This is a genomic window from Acinetobacter sp. ANC5681 (assembly GCF_023488045.1).
Lineage (GTDB): Bacteria > Pseudomonadota > Gammaproteobacteria > Pseudomonadales > Moraxellaceae > Acinetobacter.
The window spans coordinates 38664-63249 of the sequence record NZ_JAMFKZ010000002.1 but is presented as its reverse complement, the minus strand read 5'-3'; the positions used below and the strand labels follow the sequence as shown (position 1 = coordinate 63249).

Below are 24586 nucleotides of genomic sequence, written 5' to 3'. Positions count from 1 at the left end.
ATTTTAGCGGAGAAAACAGATGCAAATTTTTTACGATAAAGACTGTGACTTATCAATCATCCAAGGCAAAAAAGTTGCAATCATTGGTTATGGTTCACAAGGTCATGCTCATGCACTTAACTTGAAAGATTCTGGCGTTGACGTCACTGTTGGTTTACGTGCTGGTTCAGCATCTTGGAAAAAAGCTGAAAATTCAGGTCTTAAAGTATCTGAAGTTCCAGCGGCTGTTGCTCAAGCTGACTTAGTGATGATTTTGACTCCAGATGAGTTCCAATCTCAACTTTATCGTGATGTAATTGAGCCAAATATCAAAGAAGGCGCAACTTTAGCATTTGCTCATGGTTTCTCTATTCTTTATAACCAAGTTGTTCCACGTAAAGATTTAGACGTAATCATGGTTGCTCCAAAAGCACCAGGTCATACTGTACGTTCTGAATATCAACGTGGTTCAGGTGTTCCTGACTTAATCGCAATTCACCAAGATGCTTCTGGTAATGCACGTAACGTAGCGCTTTCTTACGCTTCAGGTGTAGGTGGTGGTCGTACAGGTATCATCGAAACTTCTTTCCGTGAAGAAACTGAAACTGACTTATTTGGTGAGCAAGCAGTTCTTTGTGGTGGTGCTGTTGAATTGGTTAAAATGGGCTTCGAAACTTTGGTTGAAGCGGGTTATGCACCAGAAATGGCTTACTTCGAATGCTTACATGAACTTAAGTTAATCGTTGACTTAATGTTCGAAGGCGGTATCGCTGACATGAACTACTCAGTTTCTAACAATGCTGAGTACGGTGAGTATGTGACTGGTACTGAAGTAATCAATGAACAGTCTCGTGAAGCAATGCGTAATGCATTGAAACGTATCCAATCTGGTGAATATGCGAAAATGTTCATTCAAGAAGGTGCATTAAACTACCCATCTATGACTGCTCGTCGTCGTCAAAATGCTGCGCATGGTATCGAAGTAACAGGTAACAAGTTACGTGCGATGATGCCTTGGATTCAAGCGAACAAAATCGTAGACAAAGAGAAGAACTAAGTTTTAGTTTAATCTTTAAAAGCCCTTGTTTATACAAGGGCTTTTTTATTGCATCACTTAAAGTGCTGTATCTCGTGATGATAGTCTAATCTTGCCGTTTAGGTTGTTAAGTTAATTCTCGCGGCTCGTATGGATGTAAGCAGAATTTTTAAGATGTTATTGAGAGTATAAAAAATAAATTACCTGATAAGGAGTGTAGTCACTTATTTGCTTTCAATATAAAAAACTTCATATTCTTAGTCTTTTTTAATAACAGAGTTATAGCAAACAGCATGATAAAAAGGCATACTATATACATGTTTAGAGCATTTATTAAAGGTAGTGCATCTTTTATAATTGTTGATTGCTTTTAAAATTGCAGTAAAAAAACAAGAATTTTCATTGGTTTGAAATGAATATGTGTTTTTATTCTATTGATTTATAAAATGAAAAAGACTTGACCTTATACTAGATGATGTTATTGTTAAGGAAAGTTTATGAATACACAATTTGTATCTTTTTTGAGTGTTAATGATCGTTCTGATTTTGAGCAATTCGCTCAATAAATAAAAAAAAGTACTGAATAATCATGGAAGTCCTTTATGGTTAACGTTGATTACGATAGCACATGGGTCATCGCTTCCATTTTGTTTGCAGTAGCGACTTGTTATGCTGCAGTTTCAATGGAAGAGCTCGTTTTTAAAGCTCCATATAAAAAGTTGGAGAAAAGCATTTTAGTAACGAGTGGGTTGACTTTAGGCTTGGCAATATCGGCAATGCATTTTATTGGAATGCTCGCGAGCCATTTGCCTGAAGGCTATCATTTTGATATTAGTTTGACTGTGCTTTCATATTTGATAGGCGCAACTGCTTCGGTATTTGCTGTTTGGCTAACCACTAGACCTACTTTACCTATGCTACGTCTGATCTTAGGTGCATTATTCTTAGGGCTAGGGATATCTGGAATGCATTACACGGGGATGTTGGCGCTTTCAGTTGAACACCATCAATTGAGATATGATCCATTACTCGTGATTTGTTCAGTACTCATTGCTGTATGTGGTTCTGGTTTGAGCTGTTTATTCGTTTTTAAATATAAAACCGCGGTTAAATATAAAACTGCACTAAAGGCTGTCGTTGCAATATTGATGGCTTTTAGTATTGTAGGTATGCATTATACTGGAATGGCTGCGACATTATTTGATGAACGGGTAGCGATGATCTTAAGTGCTGCTCAAACTGACCAAAGTGTGCTGTTATTTACGATTATTTTTATTACGAGTTTAGTCTTTGTTGCTGGTTTCGCCGTCGCAGTTTTAGAAACCCGACTAGAGGAACGTAATCAACAATTAGTTAGAATAAATAAAGAATTAGCAACTCAGTCACTACATGATTCATTAACAAAGTTGCCGAATCGATTATATTTGACAGATTATGCGGAAGTAATCTTCAGCCATCATCGCTTACGAGAAGAAAAAGCAGCATTTTTATATGTAGATTTAGATCGCTTTAAATCGGTAAATGATGCTTTTGGACACCATATTGGTGATCAACTTTTAATTCAAATGGCCAATCGGTTACATGAAAAATTAAGTTCAAGCCATAAGCTATTTCGTATTGGTGGTGACGAGTTTGTATTGATCTCTGAAAATACTGATGTTAATCAAGCGATGTTGCTGGCAGAAGAAGTTCTGCATTTTATTCAAGAGGCATATCTAATCGCAACAAAAGAAATTAATATTTCTGCAAGTTTGGGAATTGCGATGTATCCTGAGCACGGTACGAATGTTCAGGATTTATTAATTAATGCAGATGTAGCAATGTTGGCATCTAAAGAGCAGGGTAGAAATACGTTTACTGTTTTCCACTCTACAACGGATCAGCAAGATGTTCGTAGCCAATCCAAATTAATTAATGATTTGTATAAAGCTGTAGATGAGCAGCAATTTGTTTTATTTTATCAGCCTAAATTTACTGCGAATTATCAAGTTTGTGGTATTGAAGCGCTCATTCGTTGGAAGCATCCAAGCTTAGGTTTGTTGACTCCTCAAATGTTTATTGAGGGAGCAGAAAAAACAGGTTTGATTATTCCGATGGGATATTGGGCATTGGAGCAAGCTTGTCAGCAGATTCAAAAATGGGAACGAAGTAATACTCCTTTTTATCCAATTGCCGTCAACTTATCTGCATTACAATTTGAAAATAAAAAACTTTTTAACGTATTAGAACAGCTCTTAGAACAATATCAAATTCAGCCCCACAATCTTATTTTAGAAATCACTGAATCAACAGCAATGCATCATATTGATTCAAGTATTCGCACTTTAGAACGCTTGCGTAAGTTGGGTATTCGGATTGCGATTGATGATTTTGGAACTGGCTATTCAAGCTTTTTATATTTAAAAGATCTGCCTGTTGATGAACTTAAAATTGATCGCGGTTTTCTCATAGATTTACAACCAAACTCGAAAGAAGAGGCAATTCTAGAAAGTATCATTCACCTTGCCGCTAGGTTAGGCTTAATCGTCACAGCTGAAGGTGTAGAAACACAGCAACAAGCTGATATTTTAACTAATTTAGGATGTAATCAATTACAAGGTTATTTATTGGGTATGCCTGTAAATGTTGAAAATTTAGTATTGAATCATCACAACTTTGCTTAGTTTATTTGGACCTAACGATTTCTATATCATCTATTCACGAAAAAGGCTGCTCATATCTTTTCAAGTAAAAGAGATTCACAGCCTTGACTATTTTAGCAATTATAAGCACTTAATTTGAGCGCTGTTGCAACCATGCGCTAACGACAGGCCAAACTGCTTGTGGTGCTTGGCTTCCTGAAACCAACCCCATATGTCCTCCTGAAACAATCTCGAATTGCTTATCTTGACTGCTGGTTAAATCCATTAATGGTTTGACCGCTTCAGCTGTGACGATAATATCAGTATCACCGCCAATCGCTAAAACAGAACAATCGATATCTTTAAAATAAGCGGTTTGATCGCCAAATTGAACCACACCAGTCGAAAGTTCGTTATCTATCCAAAAGCGCAAAATGATATCGCGCATTACCCCCCCAGGATAGGCGAGCATATTGTCAACAAACGAACTTGATGTTGCGTGATTAATGACAAACTGCCGATCGTTCAAATTTTTCAGTAATTGCCAATAATTCTTAAAATTACCCACTGGGTCTGTGAGCTTAAATCCGAGCGTATTTTGCCAACCATGAATATGGAAATAGCGGCTCGGAATTTGACGGATTCGGAAATTAGTATTGGTCCGTACCCATTGTGCTGGCGTGTTTAACTTTTGATAAAGCTTGCCAATATAACCTGATTGATGAGTGTTAATTGGTGATGCCAAAATCATTAGATTCTTAATATTTTTATCTTTAAATAATGAGGTATAGCAAAGGGAGATCGCTCCACCGAGACTCCAACCATACAGTGATAGTTGTTGTTGTCCGCTATGTTCACGAATTTTGCTGATAAAGTCGGGCATAAAGATTTTGATATATGTACCGAAATTCTCTGTACACGACAAATTTCATAGGGCCCTTGTCCTATCAGGCTTTTTCTTCCTTAAAATTGCGAGCACTTTCTTAAATTCTTCTTTTTTTCCAAAACCAATCAAACGTAGAATAGCCATTTGAACATAGTCCAAACCGTAGCGAAATAAACTTACTGAAAGTCGTCCATGCTTCTTTATTTTTATCGCTTTTTTTCGATCATGTTGCCATTCACCTGTTAAATAGCACCAACAGAAACCGATAGCTAGCACTGCTATCAATTTCTTGACTCGTCTAGGGTCTGTTAAACGAGTATTTTCAAGATTGAATCCACGTCCTTTGAGACAACTAAATAAGGTTTCGATTTCCCAGCGTAATGCATAATCACGAATAGCAGAAGCATTAAATATAGGAGAAACAACAAGTAAAAGTTCTCCATCTTCTAATCGTAGCCCACTAATATACAGTTTCACTCGACCAACCCAAATACGTCGTTTACGACATTCAGTTTGACCAACTTGAAGATGACGAAATAAATCACTAATTTTATGATTCTTGGCTAAGTGATTGGTCACAATGAAGTTTTTTTAACACGTATACAGAAGTTAATGTCATTTTCAATTCACCATGTAAACCATTTCTCACCGATAAATTCTCTGTCTGCGAACACATTCACAATACGGTTTTTACCAAAAATGGAGATAAAGCGTTGAATCAAAGCAATACGCTCTTTTGTATCTGAATTTCCACGTTTATTGAGCAATGTCCAAACAATAGGTATCGCTATTCCACGATAGACGATGGCTAACATCAAGATATTGATATCTCGTTTTCCCCATTTCCAGTTGGTTCTATCCAAAGTTAATTGGACTTTATCGAATGAAAATATATTGAAAATTAACTGAGAAATTTGACGATAATCGAAATACTGATCTGCAAAGAAGCGTTGTATACGTCGATAAAATGATTGTGGTAAGCACTTGATGGGTAAGGCTTTAGATGCAGAAGAAAGATTACATGTCTGTTTTACAATTAATGCAATCATAATCAGTGTAAAACATTTTACATGTGACTTGTTCCACTTTAGATATTTGTTTAAGATGAGATGTAACTCATTGAAATGTGTCATCATATTCGTCGTCAGAAAACAAGTATTATGCCATTATTTCAATGAGTTATCTTCTTTTGTCGTGTACAAAGACCGAAATTATATTTAGCTTGTTTAAGGCTTGGTGTGCCCCAGTCAATCATATATACATCAAAACCTTGGCTTTGAAAGTAACGAATGAGACTACGATCAGGAAACAAATCGAACACTAAGGTGTTCGCTGCTAATGGGGGAATAATAACCAGTGGCACACGGTGTTTATTTTCACCCGATTCTACGTCTGACTTGTAAAACCGTAAGCTAATAATTTCACGTTCATAAACGACTTCAAAAGGTGTCTTTCCTGACAATGCCAGTTGATGTCCCCTCAAGAAACGATCTGCCGCATTTGAAAATACTTGTGCAGCTTGCTTACCCGCACGCGTTTTTAAGATTGATTGGGCTGTTTTAGCGTTAACAAAGGTATTTTTAAATTTAGGCAATTGAGTCATCGTGCAAGAACTCTATGGTTACAACTGTGTAGCCGCATATTAGAAGAAAAAGTCCCTAAGCTCAGTGACTCATGTGCTTAACTTGTATTCCAAAATGATCAACTTAAGACAATAACACCTGATATCGGGGGTTAAACCCTGTTGAAGAGCTGAGGAAAATGAGTTTATCGGCTCATCTCATTTCTTTCAGTTTATTTATATATGGAATTGCATATATATGGAAATTCATATATAAAGAATTTAAAAATTAATCAGGTTTTAATTCGATGACAACTTTATTAGATGTGACGATATATCACAATCCAGCATGTGGAACGTCACGTAACACATTAGCTTTGATTCGTAATACAGGACTTGAGCCGACTATTATTGAATATTTGAATACACCTCCGACTCGTAGCGAGTTAATTCAGCTTATTCAAGATGCAAAGTTGACGGTTAGAGCAGCGATTCGTAAGAATGTCGATCCTTATCGTGATCTAGCATTAGATCGTGAAGATTGGACTGATGAGCAATTGATCAGTTTTATGCTGGAGTACCCTATTTTGATCAATCGACCATTTGTGGTGACTGAACGAGGGACACGTTTGTGTCGTCCATCTGAACTTGTGTTAGATATTTTGACACTACCACAAAAGGGCGCTTTTACTAAAGAAGATGGTGAGCAGGTGATTGATGAAAATGGACAACGCGTAAATTAAAAATTTGGCTTTTATATATGGAAATTTACATATTCATATAAGCAAATAGGATGTGAAGATGGATCAAGTGAATTTTTTTAAATGCTTAGCAGACGAAACACGGCTCAATATCGTCACTTTAGTTGCTGAACATAAAGAATTATGTGTTTGTGATTTGACTGAAAAATTAAACTTGAGCCAACCAAAAATTTCGAGACATTTAGCCTTATTAAGGTCATCTGGCTTACTACAAGATCGAAGACAAAGTCAGTGGGTGTATTACAGCATTCATCCAGAGTTGCCTGCTTGGTGTCATGAATTACTCAATCTCTTGGTACGTGAACAAACTTCCGCAAGTAACCAATCTCAGTCTCTCCAAATTAAAAGTTATTGTGAGTAATACCGCATGAAATTTATTTTCCTATGTACTGGAAATAGTTGTCGCAGCATTTTGTCCGAAGTACTTTTTAACAGTCGTGCACCTGAAAATTGGAAAGCATATAGCGCAGGCAGTAAGCCTTCTGGACAGGTTCATCCACTGACGATTGAAACGCTTGAAAACTTAGGCCTTTCAACTGATGGTTTATGGAGTAAAACCATTGATGACTGCGAACAATATCAAGCGGATGTGGTGATTACGGTCTGTGATTCTGCAGCTCAGGAAGCTTGCCCACTGTATTTAGGCGGTGCAATTAAAGCACATTGGGGCTTGGCTGATCCTTCACATTTAGATTTGCCTAAATCAGAAAAATTACAAGCATTCCAAGTGACTGTAGATCATATCAACCGCCGTTTAGATGCTCTATTTGCATTAGATAGCGCAAATATGTCTCGTCCTGAATTGATTGCTGCAATCAATCACATCTCAGATATTGAATGAGAACATCATGGCTCAGCAAAGATTGTCATTTCTAGATCGTAACTTAACCCTATGGATTTTTATTGCCATGGGGTTGGGAATTGCGATCGGTGTTTTCTTACCTCAGGCTTCTGTCGCTTTAGACAAAATGAGTGTGGATTCCGTCAATATCCCAATTGCGATTGGTCTGATTTTGATGATGTACCCACCTTTGGCAAAAGTCGACTATGCCGCTTTGCCACAGGTATTTAAAGATAAAAAAACCTTAACTTTATCTTTGGTTCAGAACTGGATTATTGCGCCTGTTCTGATGTTCGGATTAGCGATTATTTTTCTACACAGCTATCCAGAATATATGACGGGCTTAATTTTGATTGGCTTAGCACGTTGTATTGCGATGGTTTTGGTCTGGAATGGTTTAGCTTGTGGTGATAATCAATATGTTGCAGCATTGGTGGCATTTAACAGTATCTTTCAAATTCTATTCTTCAGTACTTATGCTTGGTTATTCCTGACTTTCTTGCCACCTTATTTTGGTATTGCAGGACAAGTCATTCATGTAGATTTTTGGACGATTACCCATGCGGTGTTAGTTTACTTGGGTCTTCCATTTTTTCTTGGTTTCATGACACGATTGATTTTAGTGAAAGCCAAAGGTCTCGCGTGGTATCAAAATGTCTTTTTGCCGAAGATCAGTCCTTTAAGTTTGTTGGCGTTGCTGTTCACCATTGTGGCGATGTTTAGCCTTAAAGGTGCTGATGTCGTGAGCTTGCCTTTCGATGTGATTCGTATAGCGATTCCACTGACGATTTACTTTGTTGTGATGTTCTTCATGAGCTTTTTTATGAGCAAGTGGATGGGCAATAACTATCCGAAAACCACCGCAATTTCCTTTACTGCTGCTGGGAATAACTTTGAATTGGCATTAGCGGTCGCTATTGCAACCTTTGGTTTAGCTTCGCCTGTGGCATTTACCACAGTGATTGGTCCATTGGTGGAAGTGCCTGTGCTGATTGCTTTGGTCAGTGTGTCTTTATGGCTCAGAAAAAAGTATTTTAAATCGGTGTAATTGTGATGACTCTTCCAAATATAGATATGAATTTACTTGATCAACCCACTTTAGAAAAAGTGCAGGCGCAAGCCTTGGATCATGCACCACGTATTTTATTGTTGTACGGTTCGAATCGTGAACGTTCCTATAGTCGTTTAGCCGTGATGGAAGCAGGGCGTATCTTGGAGCAGTTTGGTGCTGAAGTAAAAATCTTTCATCCTAAAGGTTTGCCCTTACCTGAAGATGCGGATATGGAACACCCAAAAGTCAAAGAGCTACATGAATTGTTGGCGTGGTCAGAGGGCATGGTGTGGTGTTCGCCTGAACGTCATGGTTCGATGAGTTCCATCTTTAAATCGCAAATTGATTGGATTCCACTGGCAGGTGGTGCAATTCGCGCAACTCAGGGTAAAACGTTGGCATTGATGCAAGTCAGTGGTGGCTCTCAGTCTTTTAATAGTGTCAATCAAATGCGTATTTTAGGACGTTGGATGCGCATGATTACCATCCCAAATCAGTCTTCAATTCCAAAAGCATTTTTAGAGTTCGAAGAAGATGGTCGTATGAAAGCATCGTCTTACTATGATCGTATCGTAGATGTGATGGAAGAATTATATAAATTCACACTGTTGACGCGAGGGCAGAGCAAGTATTTAACAGACCGTTATTCTGAACGGAAAGAGTCCGCTGAAGAACTGTCAAAGCGCGTCAATCAACGTAATCTATAGTGTTTATCGCTTTTTCCTTAAGACAATAAAAAACAGCCTCGTGACGAGGCTGTTTTTTATTAAAATCCATCGTTTAACAATGGACTTTCAGGTTTTAGTATTTGAAGTTCACAGACAATACCGCACTGCGACCTTCCGCTTCAGTTGCATAGTGTGATGAATATGCTTTAGTGAAATAACGCTTATCAGATAAGTTGTTTACATTAAGCTGTAAATCAACATTTTTATTCACGTTATAACGTGCCATTGCATCATAGCGAACATAACCTGGAACCCACTTGGTATTCGTGGCATTACCATAGACTTTATCCATTGCGACAGCACCAGCACCGAATGTTAAATCCGGTAAGACTTGGTATGTCGTCCAAAGCGTAGCGCTATTTTTTGCAACGTTTTGTACTTGATTACCATTACTTGGATTTGCTTGGTAAACAGGGGCTGTCGTACTACCTACATTGGTGTAACCACCATCGACAAGTTCGCTGTCTAAATAGGTGTAACCCGCAGAAACAGCCCATTTTTCAGTAATATTTCCGTTTACGCCAAGCTCAATACCATCAACGCGTGTTTCGCCGATATTTTTAGTGGTGCCATCTTCAGCTGTAGCACGAGTATTGGTTTTTTCAGTACGGAAAATTGCTGCTGTAAGGTTTAATTTATCATTAAGAACATCCCACTTAGTTCCTAATTCATATGTTTTAACTTCTTCAGGTTTTAGATTTTGAATCGCAGCAGTAATCCCTTCTGAACCATCACCACCATCGACACCCACAGGGTTTGCTGAAGTTGCATAGCTGACATAGATAGAACCGTTTTCCACTGGTTTAAAGGTTAAGCCAGCTTGGTAGTTAAAGAAATCTTTATTGTTCTCAACCGTAACTTGATCACCAGCTTTAGCTGTGATTTTTGTATTATTTAGACCTGTCACGGCATTATTGCGTGCACCATAAGTCATGGTTTGTTTAGTTTCAAATTTATCCCAACGAACACCTAAGTCCAAAAGCCATTGTGGGCTTAACTCGATATTATCTAGGAAATAAACAGATTGGTTTTTGCTACGAATATTGTAACGATCAGCACCATCAGTACTTATACGACCTGTCCACGGAACATTACTTGGATTCTGCACTGACGTGCACCAACCAGAAGCAATTGCAGTAGCGTTACACGTATTATTTGCGCTTCCTGTTGAATCTAAGCCGTTTAAAATATATTGAGTACGATCAGTTTTTTGATCGCTATACTCAACGCCTGTATTAAAACGGTGTTTAAATGCACCTGTATCAAACTTACCTGTTAAAGCAAGTTGATCTGTAAAGCCGTCCGTATCTGCAACACGAGAGTTCGTACGTCTCCAAACTGAGCCATCTAAAGCACCCGTAGTCTTGTTATAGAAATTACCCTTAGAATCATCTGGATTAGTCCACAGATAATCATTCTTAGATTTTGTGTAAACAGCTGTATTACTCAGCGTTAGGTTATCGGTTAAATCATGCTCTAATTTGAATGTACCAAACTGATTTTCTTGTTTTTGGAAATCACGATCTTTCCAACCATAGTAACTGCCTTGTTGAACATCAATCGGTTTGCCATTGCCATTCAAATGAGTAAAATCTTTTTTAGGATCAGCATTTGAAGAAAATGGATTGTTATATGGAATACCAGAATCTGGAATATCATCGGTTTTAAGGTAGTAATAACTCAAGGTGCCGCGAGTTGCTGTATCTAAACCAAAGGTAATACTTGGTGCAATACCTGCACGTTTATATTCAGCACCATCATGTTGACCCGCTTTTTCGTTTTGATGACCCATGACCACCACACGAGCTGCGACACCATTATTAAAATCTTTGTTTCCGTCTAAAGTGATACGTGCATAATTATCTGTACCCCCTGAGATCGAGCCTTCTAAAGCATCGCCTTTTTTAGCAACTTTAGAAATCATGTTAATGCTACCGCCAGAAGTACCTGCACCACCTAAAGCAGAGGCAGAACCCTTTGTAACTTCAACTTGTTCAACTGCAAACATCTCACGGTTTTGTGATGTTGAGTTACGAATGCCATCTACATACATTGAGCTTTCTGAGTTATAGCCACGAATGAAAGGGCGGTCGCCGTTTGGATTACCACCTTCACCAGCACCTAAAGTAATACCAGGAATCGTACGTAAAGCATCAGAAAGACTTGTAACTTGAGTATCTGCAATAAGCTGCTTTGAAATAACAGAAACAGATTTTGGCGTATCTAAAAGAGGAACGACAAATTTGCTATTTGAGGATTGGTCTACTTTAAGACCTTGTTCTTGTTCTGCTTGGGTATGAATTGTTGGGAGTTGTACTGGCTGATCTTGAGCGATGGCTGGTACTGCAATCACGGAGAGTGAAGATGCGATTGCGGAAGATACTAATTTCTTACGTGATTTGATAAAAGACATAATCGTTCACACAGATATGAGAAAAATTTTGAGAATAATAATGATTCTTAATCATAATTTCAATTTATAACTGAACTATTTGTCGGATAGGGGCTTTGTTGCACAAACATTCAAAGACTAAACTTGTCCCAAGTTATCCAAATTTAAGTGACTACTTGGGTGTGAGGTCGCCCCAACTCCGTAAATTTATTTAATACTGCCACACGTGCATGAATCTCATTGACTTGGTTATGAAAATGCCTTGCACTAAGCCTATCACCCAATAGTTTGATGCAGTGCATCTTGGTTTCTAGCAAACTTCGGCGATGATAGTTTGACCATTTTTTCCATAGTGTCCTGCCTAAATGTTTAACTGTTCGAAGTAATTCGTTTCGCTCTAACGAGCTAGTCTTTGTATCTTTCCATGGTTTCGCATTTTTTCTAGGTGGAATCACCGCATGTGCTTGCCGATCTGCAATGACCTGACGGCATTGCTTGGTGTCATAAGCCTGTTTATAGCTCAATTTCAATTCGGTTGTTAACAAATAAAGCTTTGTGTGGATAACTTGGTACTTATCAACAATCAATAAACAAGTTCACTAAATCTGCTACAATTGCGCCAATTTCGAATTCTCACTTTTCAGTTATGGTACATATCGAGTCATGTGTACGTAACTGTGTACATATTGAAGATTTTTCTCATGAGTTTTAAAGACGAATTAGCGGCACAGGTTGCCCAACGACGTACCTTTGCGATCATTTCCCACCCAAATACTTGAGTCTAATTCAACCCCTTTCATCCTCATTCAAGAAATATAAAAAATCTCTTTAGATATAGACTTCTACTGTATTTTACTTACTATGTTAAGAAATAGTTATTTCAACCCATTTCATCAGTTTTCATGTATTATCAATAAAAATGTGTACATATCTGTGTACATAATTCTTCAAGGTATGAAATGGTCTAAAAATATGTACACAGGTGGATTATGGCTCTTACAGATACATGGCTTAGAAAAAACTTAGGGAAAGAAAGAAGTGCAGTACATACAGAGGCTGATCAGGAGGGGCTGGGCGCACGTATTTCCCAGAAAGGTAAGATTACATTTCAATTCCGTTTTCGTTATAACGGAAAACAAGCTCGTATGGATTTGGGGTCTTATCCATTAATGAGCCTAAAAGAGGCTCGAACTGAACTATCAAAAGTTAAGCTGGCTTTAGAACAAGGCTTTGACCCACGTGTACAGAAAAAAGTTGAAAAGCAAAAAATAGTTGGAGCTTTAACCTTTAAATCTTTGTATATGCAGTGGCATGAAAAATATTGTTTACGTGAAAAAGCCCAAGCTGAAGACATTCTGAGAACTTTTGAATTATATGTTTTTCCTGTATTAGGAGAACTACCAGCGAATGTGATTACGCTCCATTCGTGGTTAGAATTATTTGAAGCACATGTTTTAAAATCAGAATCTATTGCTGAAAGAATGCTTGTTAATGCAAAACAATGTCTGGAATGGGGAATCAAGCGAGAATTAATTGAAAATAATCCTATACGCCATATCTCTGGTAAGAACGATCTTGGAATTAAGAAAAGAAAGGGAACACGTTTTTTAACTGACGAGGAAATTGCATTAACGTGGAAAATCTGTGATGAATCTAGAATGACTATGAAAAATGCAATTTTTACGAAGCTTTGCCTTTTTTATGGTTGTCGTAACGGGGAGTTAAGAGTCTCAAAAAAATCCTTTTTTGATCTAGATAAAATGATATGGAAGTTACCCCCTGAATTACATAAGACTGGAAAGGGGTCAGGAATGCCTTTAATACGCCCAATTATTAAAGAAATTGTTCCATTGATTGAACAGGCGATGGCATTAAATGATTCCGAGTTTATGTTTGTGAATGATGGGACTGAAGAGATGATGTCTGACAAAGCACCAGGTAAATTACCATATAATATTATGCAGTTTGCAAGAAGGCATTATGATATAAACATGCCGCATTGGTCAATGCATGATTTAAGACGAACAGCTCGAACAAATTTTAGTGAATTTACCTCACGTGATGTTGCTGAGTTGATGGTTGGCCATGTGATGCCAGGTGAGCAAGGCACTTATGACTTATATGATTACTTAAAACCTCAAGCGAAAGCATACAGAAAATGGTGGTTAAAAATTGAAAGCCTAATTAAATAGTTAGGCGTCTGAATTTCTGAAAAAGTTCATTTCCCATTCATTGAACATCTTTTCATCCCATAAGCTCTGTGAGCCTGCACCTCTTTTGACAGGTCTGGGCATTGATTTGTCGAATATTGTTTGATTTTCTTGCTGATAGCGCCATAGGGTGGATGTTGAACATCCATTTAAACGATGTTGAATATCTTTAGTTGTTAGATAGCCCGATGACATTTTCTGCTCCAAGTTATGTTAGGTTAGTGCATAGGATATAGTGTAATCGATTTTTCAAAAAAGCCCAAAACGGCTACGTTTTTTATTTTTTTATATAAATATTAAATGTTTATGGATGTTATTTTGATTTGATGAAGTATTTATTTACAGCCTGAAATAGTTTTTCGGAATATTTTTTAAGCCTTAATCGGGAAGTGCTAGTACGGCTAAGTTTTTCGAAAAGTGTAAGAATTATTGATAAAGGCATACAGAAATTGTTGAGCAAATTGTCGTAAAAAATAAAAAAGTTGACCTGCATACCGTCTGGTATCAGCACTAATTCCAATAAAAATGATGTCTTCAATGGATCAAATAAACATATCTAATTGACCGAATTGACAGCTTATCAGCCCAGTTTTAACTGGGTTGATGTTTGCTCATCTTTATCCTTTTTGTGGTTTTGTTTTTTGTATTAACCTATGTATTATTACTGTGTTTTTGTATTATATTGACTGTTCTTAATAGCATTATTTTTTAAATAGGATATTGGTTTGTATCATTGCAATCATAAGGGTTTTGGCATAATTTAATGAATAAAAATAGTATTAATATGAATGATGCATTCTTCAAAATATTCACACATAGAGTTACTGGATCATTCGCAGCCTCTTCTGGACATAAAAAAGGGTATTTATTATTTAAGGAGCAAGTTGATTTTTTGCAAAAAACTGAACAATTTATTCAGGAAATTAGGGAGGGATTGTGGGATGAAAACCAGTTAAGGGAGCTATTCGTAGAACCCGTCGATTGGAAAAAAATTGCACAGATTTGCACAACTTTGAATGGCTTTCGTTTTCAGGCTGGTTTAATAAACAACCTGATACTTGAACGAAACATCAATTTTAAAAGTCTGTTAAAAATCTACAGGGAGTTAGATTTAGAGTTAAGAATTGAGCTGGAGCACAATATTCGTTTGGGGATTCCACCGAATGAACTACTAAATTCTGTCCATAAACAAAAATTGGAAATCGAGTTCAATAAACAGGCATTTGTATACTCACATGTATCTAATCAGAGTCCATCATGGGGAATCGAAAATTTTCCACTGGAACGAGTGATTAGGCTTATTTCAATTATTCGTAACCAAAGCCAAGATTGGCTGAATGAAACTTTGGAAAAAACCAACTCCACTAAGCGAAAAATTTCTTATGAAACGATGCAGTTAAATGCTCTTCTGGAAGAACACACAAATTTGTATGTTCTGGTTGTTGATATTCGATTCGTTAATTACTTGCATAAACCTACTGTTGGTATGCAACAAATCTTTTGGAATGAGTGCACACCATTTATTCATTGGGCTCGAGTTTTATTGAAGACACTGTCGGGGAGTGTATATGGTTATAGTCAGGTTGAAAGTGATTTACGTTCAGGCTTAAACTTACATTGTATTCTTTACTTTAAGCACAATCCAAAATTCAATGAACGAAAAATAGTCAAAGAGCTGGAAGAAAAACTTCTTATTAAATTCCCTGGCTTACAGAATATTGAAATCCGAAATTGGAACAATGTGATCAGAAAGCATTACTCCTCAAAGGCTGTAGGTCATATCAAACACAATAATATTGAGCAAGTAGAAGCTGTCGAGCAGTGGGTGCTCAATTACTATTTAAAAATTAATGACTATCTCTGGAATTCATTTCAAGTCCAGTATGAGATCGCAGTCCAAGATCATTTTAGGCAAATTACGGTCGATGCTAAAGCAGAAAAACTTGCCCGTGAAAAACTGCAAAAACATATTAAAAAAAATGAAATACCAATACTTGCGGTTGATGAAAAGAGTACTTGGTCTACCCGACATTTGTCTAAAAATGCAAAAGATAGAAGTAATTTATCGAAACGCTATTACCGAGCTTTGGATGAGGCTAGTTCTAAAAGTCTAAATTATCTTGAAATATTTATTGAGACACTTTTAGATTCATCTTTTTATGCTTTTGACCTTAGACAGGATCAATCTGATATTTCTAAGCTTACAGTTCCAGTACTAGAAAAAGCGTTGACACGAATAGGTCGTCAATTTATTTCCCTTTCAGAACACTACGTACATATTAAAGATAGTCTTCTATATCATCAGTTGTTCAGTGAAAAAATAAATTTTCAACTGATTCTTAATTTTAAACAATCAGTTGCTGCTAAAAGCATCAAATTAAAACATTTGGTAGATATAGATAATCATATTGCAAAATTAAGAGACTTTCTAAATCTGCCTCTTACGCAATTAGCGGGACAGTCAATTGCGACACATCGCCTAAATCAATATAAGCTTTATCAAGACCGTATTGATACAACGAATCAATATCTCAAACCGTTACTAAAGAACGATGTTAAAGCCTTTTATGTAAAGTTCCAACTTGTTTTCAAGTATAAAAAAACGCAACAAAGTGAGTTCTCGGAATTATTTACTAAATTTCTACATCAAGCCAAAAGAGCTCGACCTTTATATTGGATGAGTGGATATTGGGGCTTTTGGCGAGAAAATCAGGATGCCACACCTTATGCCGAAATTATTTTTTTCTTGGATAACAACGCTTTTAATGTGAGGGATGATCAAATACTTAAATGGCTTAAGGCAGAATGGGAAAGCTGTTTAGATAAGCATTGTAAACCCACAATGTTGATGTTGGTTCCTGAAAAGATCAGTAGGACGAAATTAGAGATTACTCATGTATTTTCAGAGAGATGGCGATCATGGTCAGCCTCAATACAAATTGCACCAAATTGGTCTGCACTTATCGAATCTGTAAATAAAGAACGGCAGAAAAAGTTACTGACAGAAAGTGTCCCTGAGTTTATTGTCGATTGTACATTTCAGGAAAAGCCTAATAACAACATACCTAAGGTGTTAATTAAGGGAAATAAGCCTAGAAAAAAGTAGAAAGTAAGTAAAAAAGATTCATCAGGTACAGATGAACCTCAAGATACGTAACTTTAGCTTACAGGACAATTTACTGTTTTGTCGTTACAGTGGTGGATTCGGTGATGGGGCTACCGCCACTTCATCGTGGGTCTGTGTGCTCAGGTGAGCAGGTTATTAATATTATGAATATATAACTAATCTTATATTCATCTATATTTCTATATACATATCTTGATATATCTAAGATTATTGATATTAATCAATAGAGTAAGATCATATCACTGCTATGATACTTATTCATATCCATCTCACAATAAGTAAATTATCACATGAGTCTGTTTAGTATGATTCAATCATCCTAGAGAGTTTTCATGTTAGATTTCAATACAGTACCGATTAATTCATCTTATGTCTTAACAGTAATTGATCACGTAATGCATCAGGTCTATAACGACCAGATCAGCAATGAACAATTAAAGTATGCCTTGGTTGATCTAGTACCCGCATTTAAAGTGTTCTATCGGAATGACTTACACTATGTACCAAGTATTCAAGGCTTTAAGAATGTGATTGCTGCAATAGATGAAATGATTTCATTCCAACCCTATGACCAGATGATTCATTTCAGTGATGAGGATATGTCATACCTCAGCATCATATTTCGTGAGAGTCTGCATGGTATGCAGGAATACATTAGTCAGCATCAGAATCAAGAGGAAAGAAATCGGAAACGTTTAGAGCAGTACTTAACTGATTTAACTGAGCATTATTCCAAGTTGTTGTTTGTTCGTGTTGATTTGGGCTATTTAAAAGAAGAACAGTATCAAGTGGATGTTGGCGTCTTTCAACAGCACATGGATACCTTTAGACAGCGTTTAGCCAATCAGGATGGTTGTTTTAGTGATTTACAGGGTTATGCATGGGCACTGGAAGAGGGGACTACTAAGGGTCTACATGCACATGTTCTACTGATTTATGATGGGCATAAACACCAGCAGGGTTATGGCTTAGCCAAGTTGGTTGGTGAGGCTTGGCTGGAAATCACTGGGCGTAGTGGTATGTACTTTAATTGCCATGATGCGGATTACATCAAGAAGTTTGAACGAGAGGGTACGCTAGGTATTGGTATGATTCATCGTGACAATCCCCAGCAGGTTGTTAATGCGATTAATGCAGCCATGTACTTGGTCAATCCTGAAAAGGGGTTTCAGTACCTACGATCCAAGATATGGAGAATGCGAACTTTTGGTATTGCACAATTTGAACGATCTAATCGACGACTATCAAAGTGTGATAGAGAAGTGGTGTAGTCATCACTTCTCTTTTAATGTTCATTGTCCATTCATATTAAAGGTATATTCACCATTGGCTGTGGTTAAGGTGACTTCACGAATATTCTGTGGATCACAACGGATAAATACCCCAGCCACCGTGCCATAACCCATGTTCTGGTAATGATCGGCAGTTCCTGTAGGGCAGTTGCCACGGTTGATTTTAATGCCAGTAATTGTCGTACTGGCGTCATTGAGGGAAATGATTTCAAGCTTATGGATTACGGTTGGGCCGAAATGCTGTGTTGCATCTGAGCCTGTTATGGTTCGTATACGAATCTCAAACTGTTCATTGGCAGAGGGCGTTTCCTGCTGTGCGGCCTGTTCCACCGCAGCCTGTTCGGTGTCCTGTAGCTCGCTAATAAATCCACGAATCTCTTCTAAGTCACCACCACCTGTTTTCAGCATGTCATAATAGGCACGGGCCAGTTTCTCCTGTACAGGTGGAATATCTGGATTGTCCTTGTATTCTGCCAGTTCATCCATCAGTTGCTGGCGGTCTGGGTCGATGGCCTTGGTTTCACTGGCTGCCTGAGTTTCGGTGGAGTTCTTGGCGTTTTGCGATGCAGTGTTCTTGTTACAGCCGAATAATATGAATGAACTGCAAGCCAGGATCAGTAATTGGGTTTTCATGGTTTTTTTCCTGTATGGGTGGCCATCACTGGCCTGAATTATTCTTCCATTGGCCTGTGTGATAACTGACCCTGTACTGTAGATAAGGTGACATTATTGATCTGAGTGGCGGTACAGTTTTCGAGGGCAAGGTCGAATACCATGCCGTAATGCACCCGTTGTGGAAACTTGACAGTGTACGGTTCTACACCAGCGATCTTGCAGTCGCCCTGATTAATTTTGACAGCATCAATCACATCATTATTTGTTTCTGCAACAATGCGTAGATGAGTTCCAACTGGTCCTGTACTGGCAATGATCTTATATATTGGAACAAATCCCTCGGGTTTGAACTGAACCTCTACCGTTTCCCCAGGCAACAGCCGTCTTTTCAGTTGGGGCGATGGAATGGCAATATTGTCTGATCCCGTATAAATACTGTCTGGATCATATTGGTCATGGGCAATTGCAGCAGCCTCAGCCTTTTGTTCCGTGGCTGCATCCAAAGGCCAGTCAGCTTTTTCTGGGGTATCGCCTTGTGGTTTGAGGTCAGCCAAATCCATATTGGCAACATCGGTTGCGGGTTCTGTGGATTCTTCAGCAGGCTTTTTATTGCAGGCGGTGAGGCTGGATAAAATCACAGCCGTGAGTATGAGTCTCTTCATGATGGGAATTCCCTTTTAAATCGATGATGGATGTGTGGGGCAATGTCCCTGTCACTGAGGATCAAACTGGGTACGCTGTACATATTTCAGAACGGTCAAACCCTTGACGTACATCCACCTGTCATTAAAGTTCTCCGCATTGTAGTCAAACAGATGATAGGCATATTCGTCTATATCCTTTAACTTTTGCTCATTTAAACCTTTGTCACCCTCCCTGAGAATTGCATTCAGGTCAGCACTGTAAATGTAGTAGCGCAGGGGATCATCCTTGGGAATCACTTGCCACTGTTTGCTGATTGCTACAAAAGCATTGCAGTTCACATTTTCCTGACAACGTCTGACTTGGGGTGCAGAAGATGGGGCATTGATCAGTGCCATGACTTGATTCATGTCGGCATGACTTAAACTGGCAAATGACATGCAGCCTGCCACCGCAGTGCATTGAAGCAATGTCTTAATAAAGTTATTCATTTTTTATTCCTGATTTTTATTATTTCTGACCACGGTCAATGTAGTGCAGAACCGCCAGACCTTTCACAAAGATCAGCAGGTCAGCATCATTACGGGCTTTTTCCTTAAAGGTAAATGCACCCGCTTCGAGGATTTGGTAGGCACGATCTTGCTGTGGCGGAGCAAAGTCACGGTTTAAACCATCGCCATCATTGTCCTCAATAAAGCTTCTGAGGTTATAACCATCCAGTTTGTAGTTCTTGGGAATGACCTGCCATTCCTTGGACAGGGCATAAAAAGCGTTGCAGTTGACGTTACCTTTACAACGGGTCACTTTAGGCGCACTGGCTGGATTGTTATAAAACTGGGTCATGCTTTTGATATCAGCATGGCTGAGGCTGGTGAATGAGATGCAGGCAGCAATAGCACCGCATTGTAGAAATAACTTGATTCGATTGTTCATAAAAATGTGATCCTGATTATTGTTATTGACCGTAGGGTTGAGATGGGCATCATCAACCCTGATGGGGTTGTCATTAGTTAAACATTGAGATCGGCCAGACGATGGCCTTACCCAAGTTGTAGGTATAAGGACGATCTGAGGTGTCGCTGCAACCCTTGAGGTAAACCGAGAACAGCAGGGCAATCACGACATAGATGCCGATGAGGTAATGTTTGGCTTGCATGGAAAATATCCCTGTTCAGTTACTGGCATTGCTGCATGGCGGAGACGATGGCACGGTCAAAATCAGGTGGTAAATCCATATCCATTGGGGTCATCTTGCCGATGCGCTGCATTTGCTCTTCTGAATAACGCTTTTCCAGTTGGTCGTAGACACAGGAACAGGTGGAGCTGTCCGCACCTCCCATTTCACAGCCTTTTTTAAACTCTTTTTTTGTTTTGCTGTCACAGCCTGCCAGTGCCAGCAGACACAATAAAACCCCACCCATGAGATGTGTATGATTGAGCGTGAACATTCGTTGTCACCTTAATATTGTTATTACTTTTAGAATGATTTGATGTTATTGATCGTCCGACTTGTTCCAACCTGCTAAAGCCATCAGAAACATAATGGCGAGCAACATCAGAACAAAACTGGGTCCGACCATGACAATAAAGCCAATGATCAAAATCAATTGAGCAATCAGTTTCATGCTTGCAACTCCTGATTAACCACAAGGTTGTGGCAAAGCGGGATTAATCTGTGCGTGGAAAAGCACCGATGTGATCAGGCAAGCTGTGATAACAAAGAGATAAGGGTGGGGCGTGATTTGAAATAAAGAAAACAGTCATGATTGACTCCTTTGGGTATAAAGAAGTTTCACCACATCACTGTCAAATAATGGTGGCGAAACGAAAAGGGGTTGACAGACTGATACCCAAAAAGATCAGCACACCCGAAGGTGTCCCCCTCCCGTTCCGCCGCAGAGGGGGAGACGCAGGGTCGCCCACCAAAAAGATAGACTTTTTAGTGTGCTTTGGGTAAACGGTCTGTCAAAACCGACTGACGATGTAGGTCAGCAAGCTCATCATAATCATAACGATTTCATAGGTCAATTCGATTTGTCCTGCTGTTTTGTACAACTCAGTAAAAAATGAACAGGTATACGATTCCAAGTTATTTCAGATACATATTACTGAAATGAAGCAACGTCAGGCACTGAACTTAGCGTCTCTGCCATAGCGTTTTAAACATTCATTTCTTAACTATCGGAGAAATTCCATGTCGTATCTGGATACAGAAGAAGAACCGTATAACCCTCGCTTTCGTGAGTCACAGCCCCTGCAACTCAGCCTTGCCAGCGCACCCACCACCTTGGCAATGCTGGGTATGAACCTCGCCAAGTCGATGGGCTTTTCACCGATGCTCGGTGGTGTGGCAGGCGCAGCTTTGGGTGGGGTGATTCTGGTATTGGCAGATCAAACCCGATCTAGCATCAGCACACATAAATACTGAACAAGACATCATTCAAATCAGAATAAAGGACACATCTTATGGCACATTTAGTTGAAACAATGGCATTCGTTGGACAAACCCCGTGGCATGGTCTCGGCAACCAACTCACTCCAAATCAGCCGTTGGAGGTCTGGGCAGAGCAGGCAGGTATGGACTGGCGGATTGAATCTTCCGATGTCAGTTATATGGCACAGAATCATCGGGGGCAGAACATCATTATGCCCTTTGAAGAACAGCGGGTACTTTACCGCTCAGATACTCACGCACCGTTATCAGTGGTCAGCCAGCGATTTCAGGAAGTCCAGCCGAGGGAAATATTACATTTCTACCGTGACCTGACTGAACAATCAGGCTTTGAACTGGAAACAGCAGGGGTACTTAAAGGCGGTAAGAAATTCTGGGCACTGGCACGGACAGGGCAAAGCGCAGCCTTAAAAGGAAAAGATGTCAGCAATGGCTATATTCTTTTAGCTACTGCTTGCGATGGCACATTAGCCACCACGGCACAATTTACCAGTATTCGGGTGGTGTGTAACAACACTTTGGCAATCGCTTTACGTGGACAGCAAGGCAATAGTGGTGTGGTCAAAGTGCCACATAGCACCCGATTCGATGCGGAACGGGTCAAACGGCAACTGAGGATTTCAGTCCGTGCATGGGATGAACACATGTATGAAATGAAGCAACTGAGTCAGCGTAAAGTCACTCAGCAAGAAGCAGCAGCCTACTTCGATGCAGTGTTTAACAATACCAATCTCAGTATGGCGGAACAGGATGAAAGTATTATTCAGTACTACCGCAATGCAGCGATGCCGAATCAAATAAACCCATCCAAAGCCGACAATAAAACTGAACCGAATGGACGAGCAATGTCAAAAGTCATGACCATGTTTAACGGACATGGACGTGGGGCAGAACTGAGTTCCGCTAAAGATACGGCGTATGGTTTGCTATGCAGCATCACCGAGTTTTGTGACCATGAACGTCGAGCCATGAGTATCGACCATCGACTAGATTCAGCTTGGTTTGGTGCAGGTGCAGCCATTAAACAACGAGGTGTGGAACAGGCATTAAGAATGGTGTCTTAATAAACCCTTTCATTATTCAGTTTTATTTAAGAAAACTATCTTATTTTAACCATCAGGTAAAACCTGAACCGCAGAACCCTTTCGCCACGTCTCCCCCGACGTGGCTTTTTTTATGCCCGAAATTCAGCTTTTACACTTTTATCGATACAGGAATATTTCTAATGAATAGTCATACTCAAATTCAAAACACCTTAAACAATCCACCGTTACAGCCGTATTCACCCAACCTGAATCCAACCACTCAAAACTCATCGACTCAACAGGTTGAAGTCGGAACTCGAACCAAACGAGACCGACCGAATACGCAGCCACGAAAAACCAAAACACCTGTAGCAAAACGACTTGCCAACACCAAACACATGAATTACCAACAATGGCTGGAAGTCAGAAAACAGGGCATTGGCAGTAGTGATGCCGCCACAGCGTGTGGACTGAATCCGTATATGTCGATGCTGGAACTGTGGATGATCAAGACAGGGCGGATGCAACAAAATATCGAGGATGAAAGCGCAGGCTATGCACCGTTGTACTGGGGCAAGCAGCTAGAACCGTTGGTGGCTGAATACTACAGCATGCACACCAATAATAAGGTGCGTCGAGTCAATGCAGTGTTACAACACCCCGATGAAGACAAACACTTTATGTTGGCAAATCTGGATTATGCCGTGGTGGGCAATGATGAAGTGCAGATTCTGGAATGTAAAACGGTGGGGGAATATGGCTCAAAACTATGGCGAGATGGCGTGCCTTTATATGTGCTGTGTCAGGTGCAGCATCAATTGGCAGTAACAGGAAAGCAGGCAGCACATATTTGTGCCTTGATCTGTGGGCATGAAACCAAGATATTTAAGGTCACACGTAATGAAACAGTGATCAAATATCTTATCAATGCGGAACGCTATTTCTGGGAATGTGTGGAAAACGATATCCCGCCTGATGTGGATGCTTCTGAATCCGCAGCCAAAGCTTTACAGCTTTTATATCCAGCGCATGTCCCACTCAGTACGACGGATTTATCTGAAGATGTGGCAGCCAATCAAGACTTTGAGCAATTGTTAAAACAACGTCATTTGATTGAACAGCATCAAGCTAGCTTTGACCAGCTCAAGCATCAAATCCAAGCCAAGATGCAGGACAGTGAACGAGCGACTTTTAAAACAGGGTCTGTCACTTGGAAGAAATCCAAGGACTCAACCAGTTTAGATAGTAAAGCTTTATTACAACAGCATCCTGAGTTCCTGCAACAGTTCCCACAGAACAAGCAGGGCACACGGCGTTTTCAGATTTATGCAGATGATGATCAGTCTAAATAAATTAGCCTAAGCCGA

The 24586-nt window shown here is 39.2% G+C and carries 22 protein-coding genes and 5 pseudogenes; 14 read left to right on the top strand and 13 right to left on the bottom strand.

What is annotated here, in order from left to right; genetic code table 11:
* Positions 1-19: 19 nt before the first annotated feature.
* Complete coding sequence (ilvC, locus tag M5121_RS01735; RefSeq protein ID WP_004659026.1) at positions 20-1036, top strand: ketol-acid reductoisomerase; 1017 nt, start codon at positions 20-22, stop codon at positions 1034-1036.
* Between the two features lie 581 nt (positions 1037-1617).
* On the top strand, positions 1618-3678 hold the full coding sequence (locus M5121_RS01730) for a putative bifunctional diguanylate cyclase/phosphodiesterase (protein WP_249570114.1): 2061 nt from the start codon (positions 1618-1620) through the stop codon (positions 3676-3678).
* A gap of 109 nt (positions 3679-3787) precedes the next feature.
* Here the strand turns inward: M5121_RS01730 and M5121_RS01725 are convergent.
* From M5121_RS01725 to M5121_RS01715, 3 pseudogenes are all read right to left on the bottom strand, one after another.
* Positions 3788-4546 (bottom strand): annotated as a pseudogene (locus M5121_RS01725) (alpha/beta fold hydrolase); the annotation flags it as partial.
* Between the two features lie 18 nt (positions 4547-4564).
* Positions 4565-5655 (bottom strand): annotated as a pseudogene (locus M5121_RS01720) (IS4 family transposase).
* A gap of 71 nt (positions 5656-5726) precedes the next feature.
* Positions 5727-6125: pseudogene (locus tag M5121_RS01715) on the bottom strand (alpha/beta fold hydrolase); the annotation flags it as partial.
* A 266-nt stretch (positions 6126-6391) separates the two neighbouring features.
* Here M5121_RS01715 and arsC point away from each other — a divergent pair.
* From arsC to arsH, 5 genes are read left to right on the top strand one after another with little or no spacing between them, the layout of a single operon-like run.
* Entirely contained in the window at positions 6392-6826 is a 435-nt protein-coding gene (arsC, locus tag M5121_RS01710; RefSeq protein ID WP_249570113.1) for an arsenate reductase (glutaredoxin), read from the top strand.
* A 58-nt stretch (positions 6827-6884) separates the two neighbouring features.
* A complete protein-coding gene (locus M5121_RS01705; RefSeq protein ID WP_249570112.1) occupies positions 6885-7205 on the top strand; it encodes a metalloregulator ArsR/SmtB family transcription factor in 321 nt (106 codons plus the stop codon).
* A gap of 6 nt (positions 7206-7211) precedes the next feature.
* The gene (locus M5121_RS01700) at positions 7212-7685 is read left to right on the top strand and encodes an arsenate reductase ArsC (protein ID WP_005162582.1); all 474 of its coding nucleotides are present in this window, start codon (positions 7212-7214) and stop codon (positions 7683-7685) included.
* Positions 7686-7692: 7 nt separating this feature from the next.
* Positions 7693-8733 carry an ACR3 family arsenite efflux transporter gene (gene arsB, locus M5121_RS01695; protein WP_249570111.1) on the top strand — a complete coding sequence of 347 codons (1041 nt, stop codon included), beginning with the start codon at positions 7693-7695 and terminating at the stop codon, positions 8731-8733.
* A 5-nt stretch (positions 8734-8738) separates the two neighbouring features.
* Positions 8739-9443 carry an arsenical resistance protein ArsH gene (arsH, locus tag M5121_RS01690; protein ID WP_249570110.1) on the top strand — a complete coding sequence of 235 codons (705 nt, stop codon included), beginning with the start codon at positions 8739-8741 and terminating at the stop codon, positions 9441-9443.
* Positions 9444-9537: 94 nt separating this feature from the next.
* Here the strand turns inward: arsH and M5121_RS01685 are convergent, their stop codons facing one another.
* Positions 9538-11877, bottom strand: coding sequence for a TonB-dependent receptor (locus M5121_RS01685; RefSeq protein WP_249570109.1), 2340 nt, complete (start codon positions 11875-11877; stop codon positions 9538-9540).
* Between the two features lie 143 nt (positions 11878-12020).
* Positions 12021-12365: pseudogene (locus M5121_RS01680) on the bottom strand (transposase); the annotation flags it as partial.
* A 192-nt stretch (positions 12366-12557) separates the two neighbouring features.
* On the opposite strand from M5121_RS01680, the pseudogene M5121_RS15945 reads away from it, so the two are divergent.
* Both M5121_RS15945 and M5121_RS01675 read left to right on the top strand, forming a co-directional pair.
* Positions 12558-12629: pseudogene (locus tag M5121_RS15945) on the top strand (hypothetical protein); the annotation flags it as partial.
* A 216-nt stretch (positions 12630-12845) separates the two neighbouring features.
* A complete protein-coding gene (locus tag M5121_RS01675; RefSeq protein ID WP_249570108.1) occupies positions 12846-14048 on the top strand; it encodes a tyrosine-type recombinase/integrase in 1203 nt (400 codons plus the stop codon).
* Here M5121_RS01675 and M5121_RS01670 read toward each other — a convergent pair whose 3' ends face one another.
* On the bottom strand, positions 14049-14261 hold the full coding sequence (locus M5121_RS01670) for a helix-turn-helix transcriptional regulator (protein ID WP_249570107.1): 213 nt from the start codon (positions 14259-14261) through the stop codon (positions 14049-14051).
* Positions 14262-14829: 568 nt separating this feature from the next.
* Between M5121_RS01670 and M5121_RS01665 the strand changes: the two genes are divergently transcribed.
* Together M5121_RS01665 and M5121_RS01660 are read left to right on the top strand one after the other, a co-directional pair.
* Positions 14830-17172 carry a hypothetical protein gene (locus tag M5121_RS01665; RefSeq protein WP_249570106.1) on the top strand — a complete coding sequence of 781 codons (2343 nt, stop codon included), beginning with the start codon at positions 14830-14832 and terminating at the stop codon, positions 17170-17172.
* Between the two features lie 353 nt (positions 17173-17525).
* Complete coding sequence (locus M5121_RS01660) at positions 17526-18464, top strand: YagK/YfjJ domain-containing protein (protein ID WP_249570105.1); 939 nt, start codon at positions 17526-17528, stop codon at positions 18462-18464.
* Between the two features lie 21 nt (positions 18465-18485).
* Here the strand turns inward: M5121_RS01660 and M5121_RS01655 are convergent, their stop codons facing one another.
* The 7 genes from M5121_RS01655 to M5121_RS15850 all read right to left on the bottom strand — a co-directional run bounded on the left by M5121_RS01655 (position 18486) and on the right by M5121_RS15850 (position 21367).
* A complete protein-coding gene (locus tag M5121_RS01655; protein ID WP_087547641.1) occupies positions 18486-19118 on the bottom strand; it encodes a hypothetical protein in 633 nt (210 codons plus the stop codon).
* Between the two features lie 38 nt (positions 19119-19156).
* Positions 19157-19762: a hypothetical protein gene (locus tag M5121_RS01650; protein ID WP_249570104.1), complete on the bottom strand. Its 606-nt coding sequence runs from the start codon at positions 19760-19762 to the stop codon at positions 19157-19159.
* Between the two features lie 51 nt (positions 19763-19813).
* Positions 19814-20233, bottom strand: a complete 420-nt coding sequence (locus tag M5121_RS01645; protein ID WP_249570103.1) for a hypothetical protein — start codon at positions 20231-20233, stop codon at positions 19814-19816.
* Positions 20234-20252: 19 nt separating this feature from the next.
* Positions 20253-20675 carry a hypothetical protein gene (locus tag M5121_RS01640; protein WP_249570102.1) on the bottom strand — a complete coding sequence of 141 codons (423 nt, stop codon included), beginning with the start codon at positions 20673-20675 and terminating at the stop codon, positions 20253-20255.
* A gap of 73 nt (positions 20676-20748) precedes the next feature.
* Positions 20749-20898, bottom strand: coding sequence for a hypothetical protein (locus tag M5121_RS01635; RefSeq protein ID WP_171295134.1), 150 nt, complete (start codon positions 20896-20898; stop codon positions 20749-20751).
* Between the two features lie 19 nt (positions 20899-20917).
* A complete protein-coding gene (locus tag M5121_RS01630; RefSeq protein ID WP_249570101.1) occupies positions 20918-21190 on the bottom strand; it encodes a hypothetical protein in 273 nt (90 codons plus the stop codon).
* Positions 21191-21235: 45 nt separating this feature from the next.
* Positions 21236-21367: a hypothetical protein gene (locus M5121_RS15850; protein ID WP_283772243.1), complete on the bottom strand. Its 132-nt coding sequence runs from the start codon at positions 21365-21367 to the stop codon at positions 21236-21238.
* Positions 21368-21936: 569 nt separating this feature from the next.
* Between M5121_RS15850 and M5121_RS01625 the strand changes: the two genes are divergently transcribed.
* The 3 genes from M5121_RS01625 to M5121_RS01615 all read left to right on the top strand — a co-directional run bounded on the left by M5121_RS01625 (position 21937) and on the right by M5121_RS01615 (position 24571).
* Positions 21937-22170: a hypothetical protein gene (locus M5121_RS01625; protein WP_249570100.1), complete on the top strand. Its 234-nt coding sequence runs from the start codon at positions 21937-21939 to the stop codon at positions 22168-22170.
* Positions 22171-22208: 38 nt separating this feature from the next.
* Positions 22209-23258 carry a DUF932 domain-containing protein gene (locus tag M5121_RS01620; protein WP_249570099.1) on the top strand — a complete coding sequence of 350 codons (1050 nt, stop codon included), beginning with the start codon at positions 22209-22211 and terminating at the stop codon, positions 23256-23258.
* Positions 23259-23419: 161 nt separating this feature from the next.
* Positions 23420-24571: a YqaJ viral recombinase family nuclease gene (locus tag M5121_RS01615; protein ID WP_249570098.1), complete on the top strand. Its 1152-nt coding sequence runs from the start codon at positions 23420-23422 to the stop codon at positions 24569-24571.
* The last annotated feature ends 15 nt before the right edge of the window (positions 24572-24586 follow it).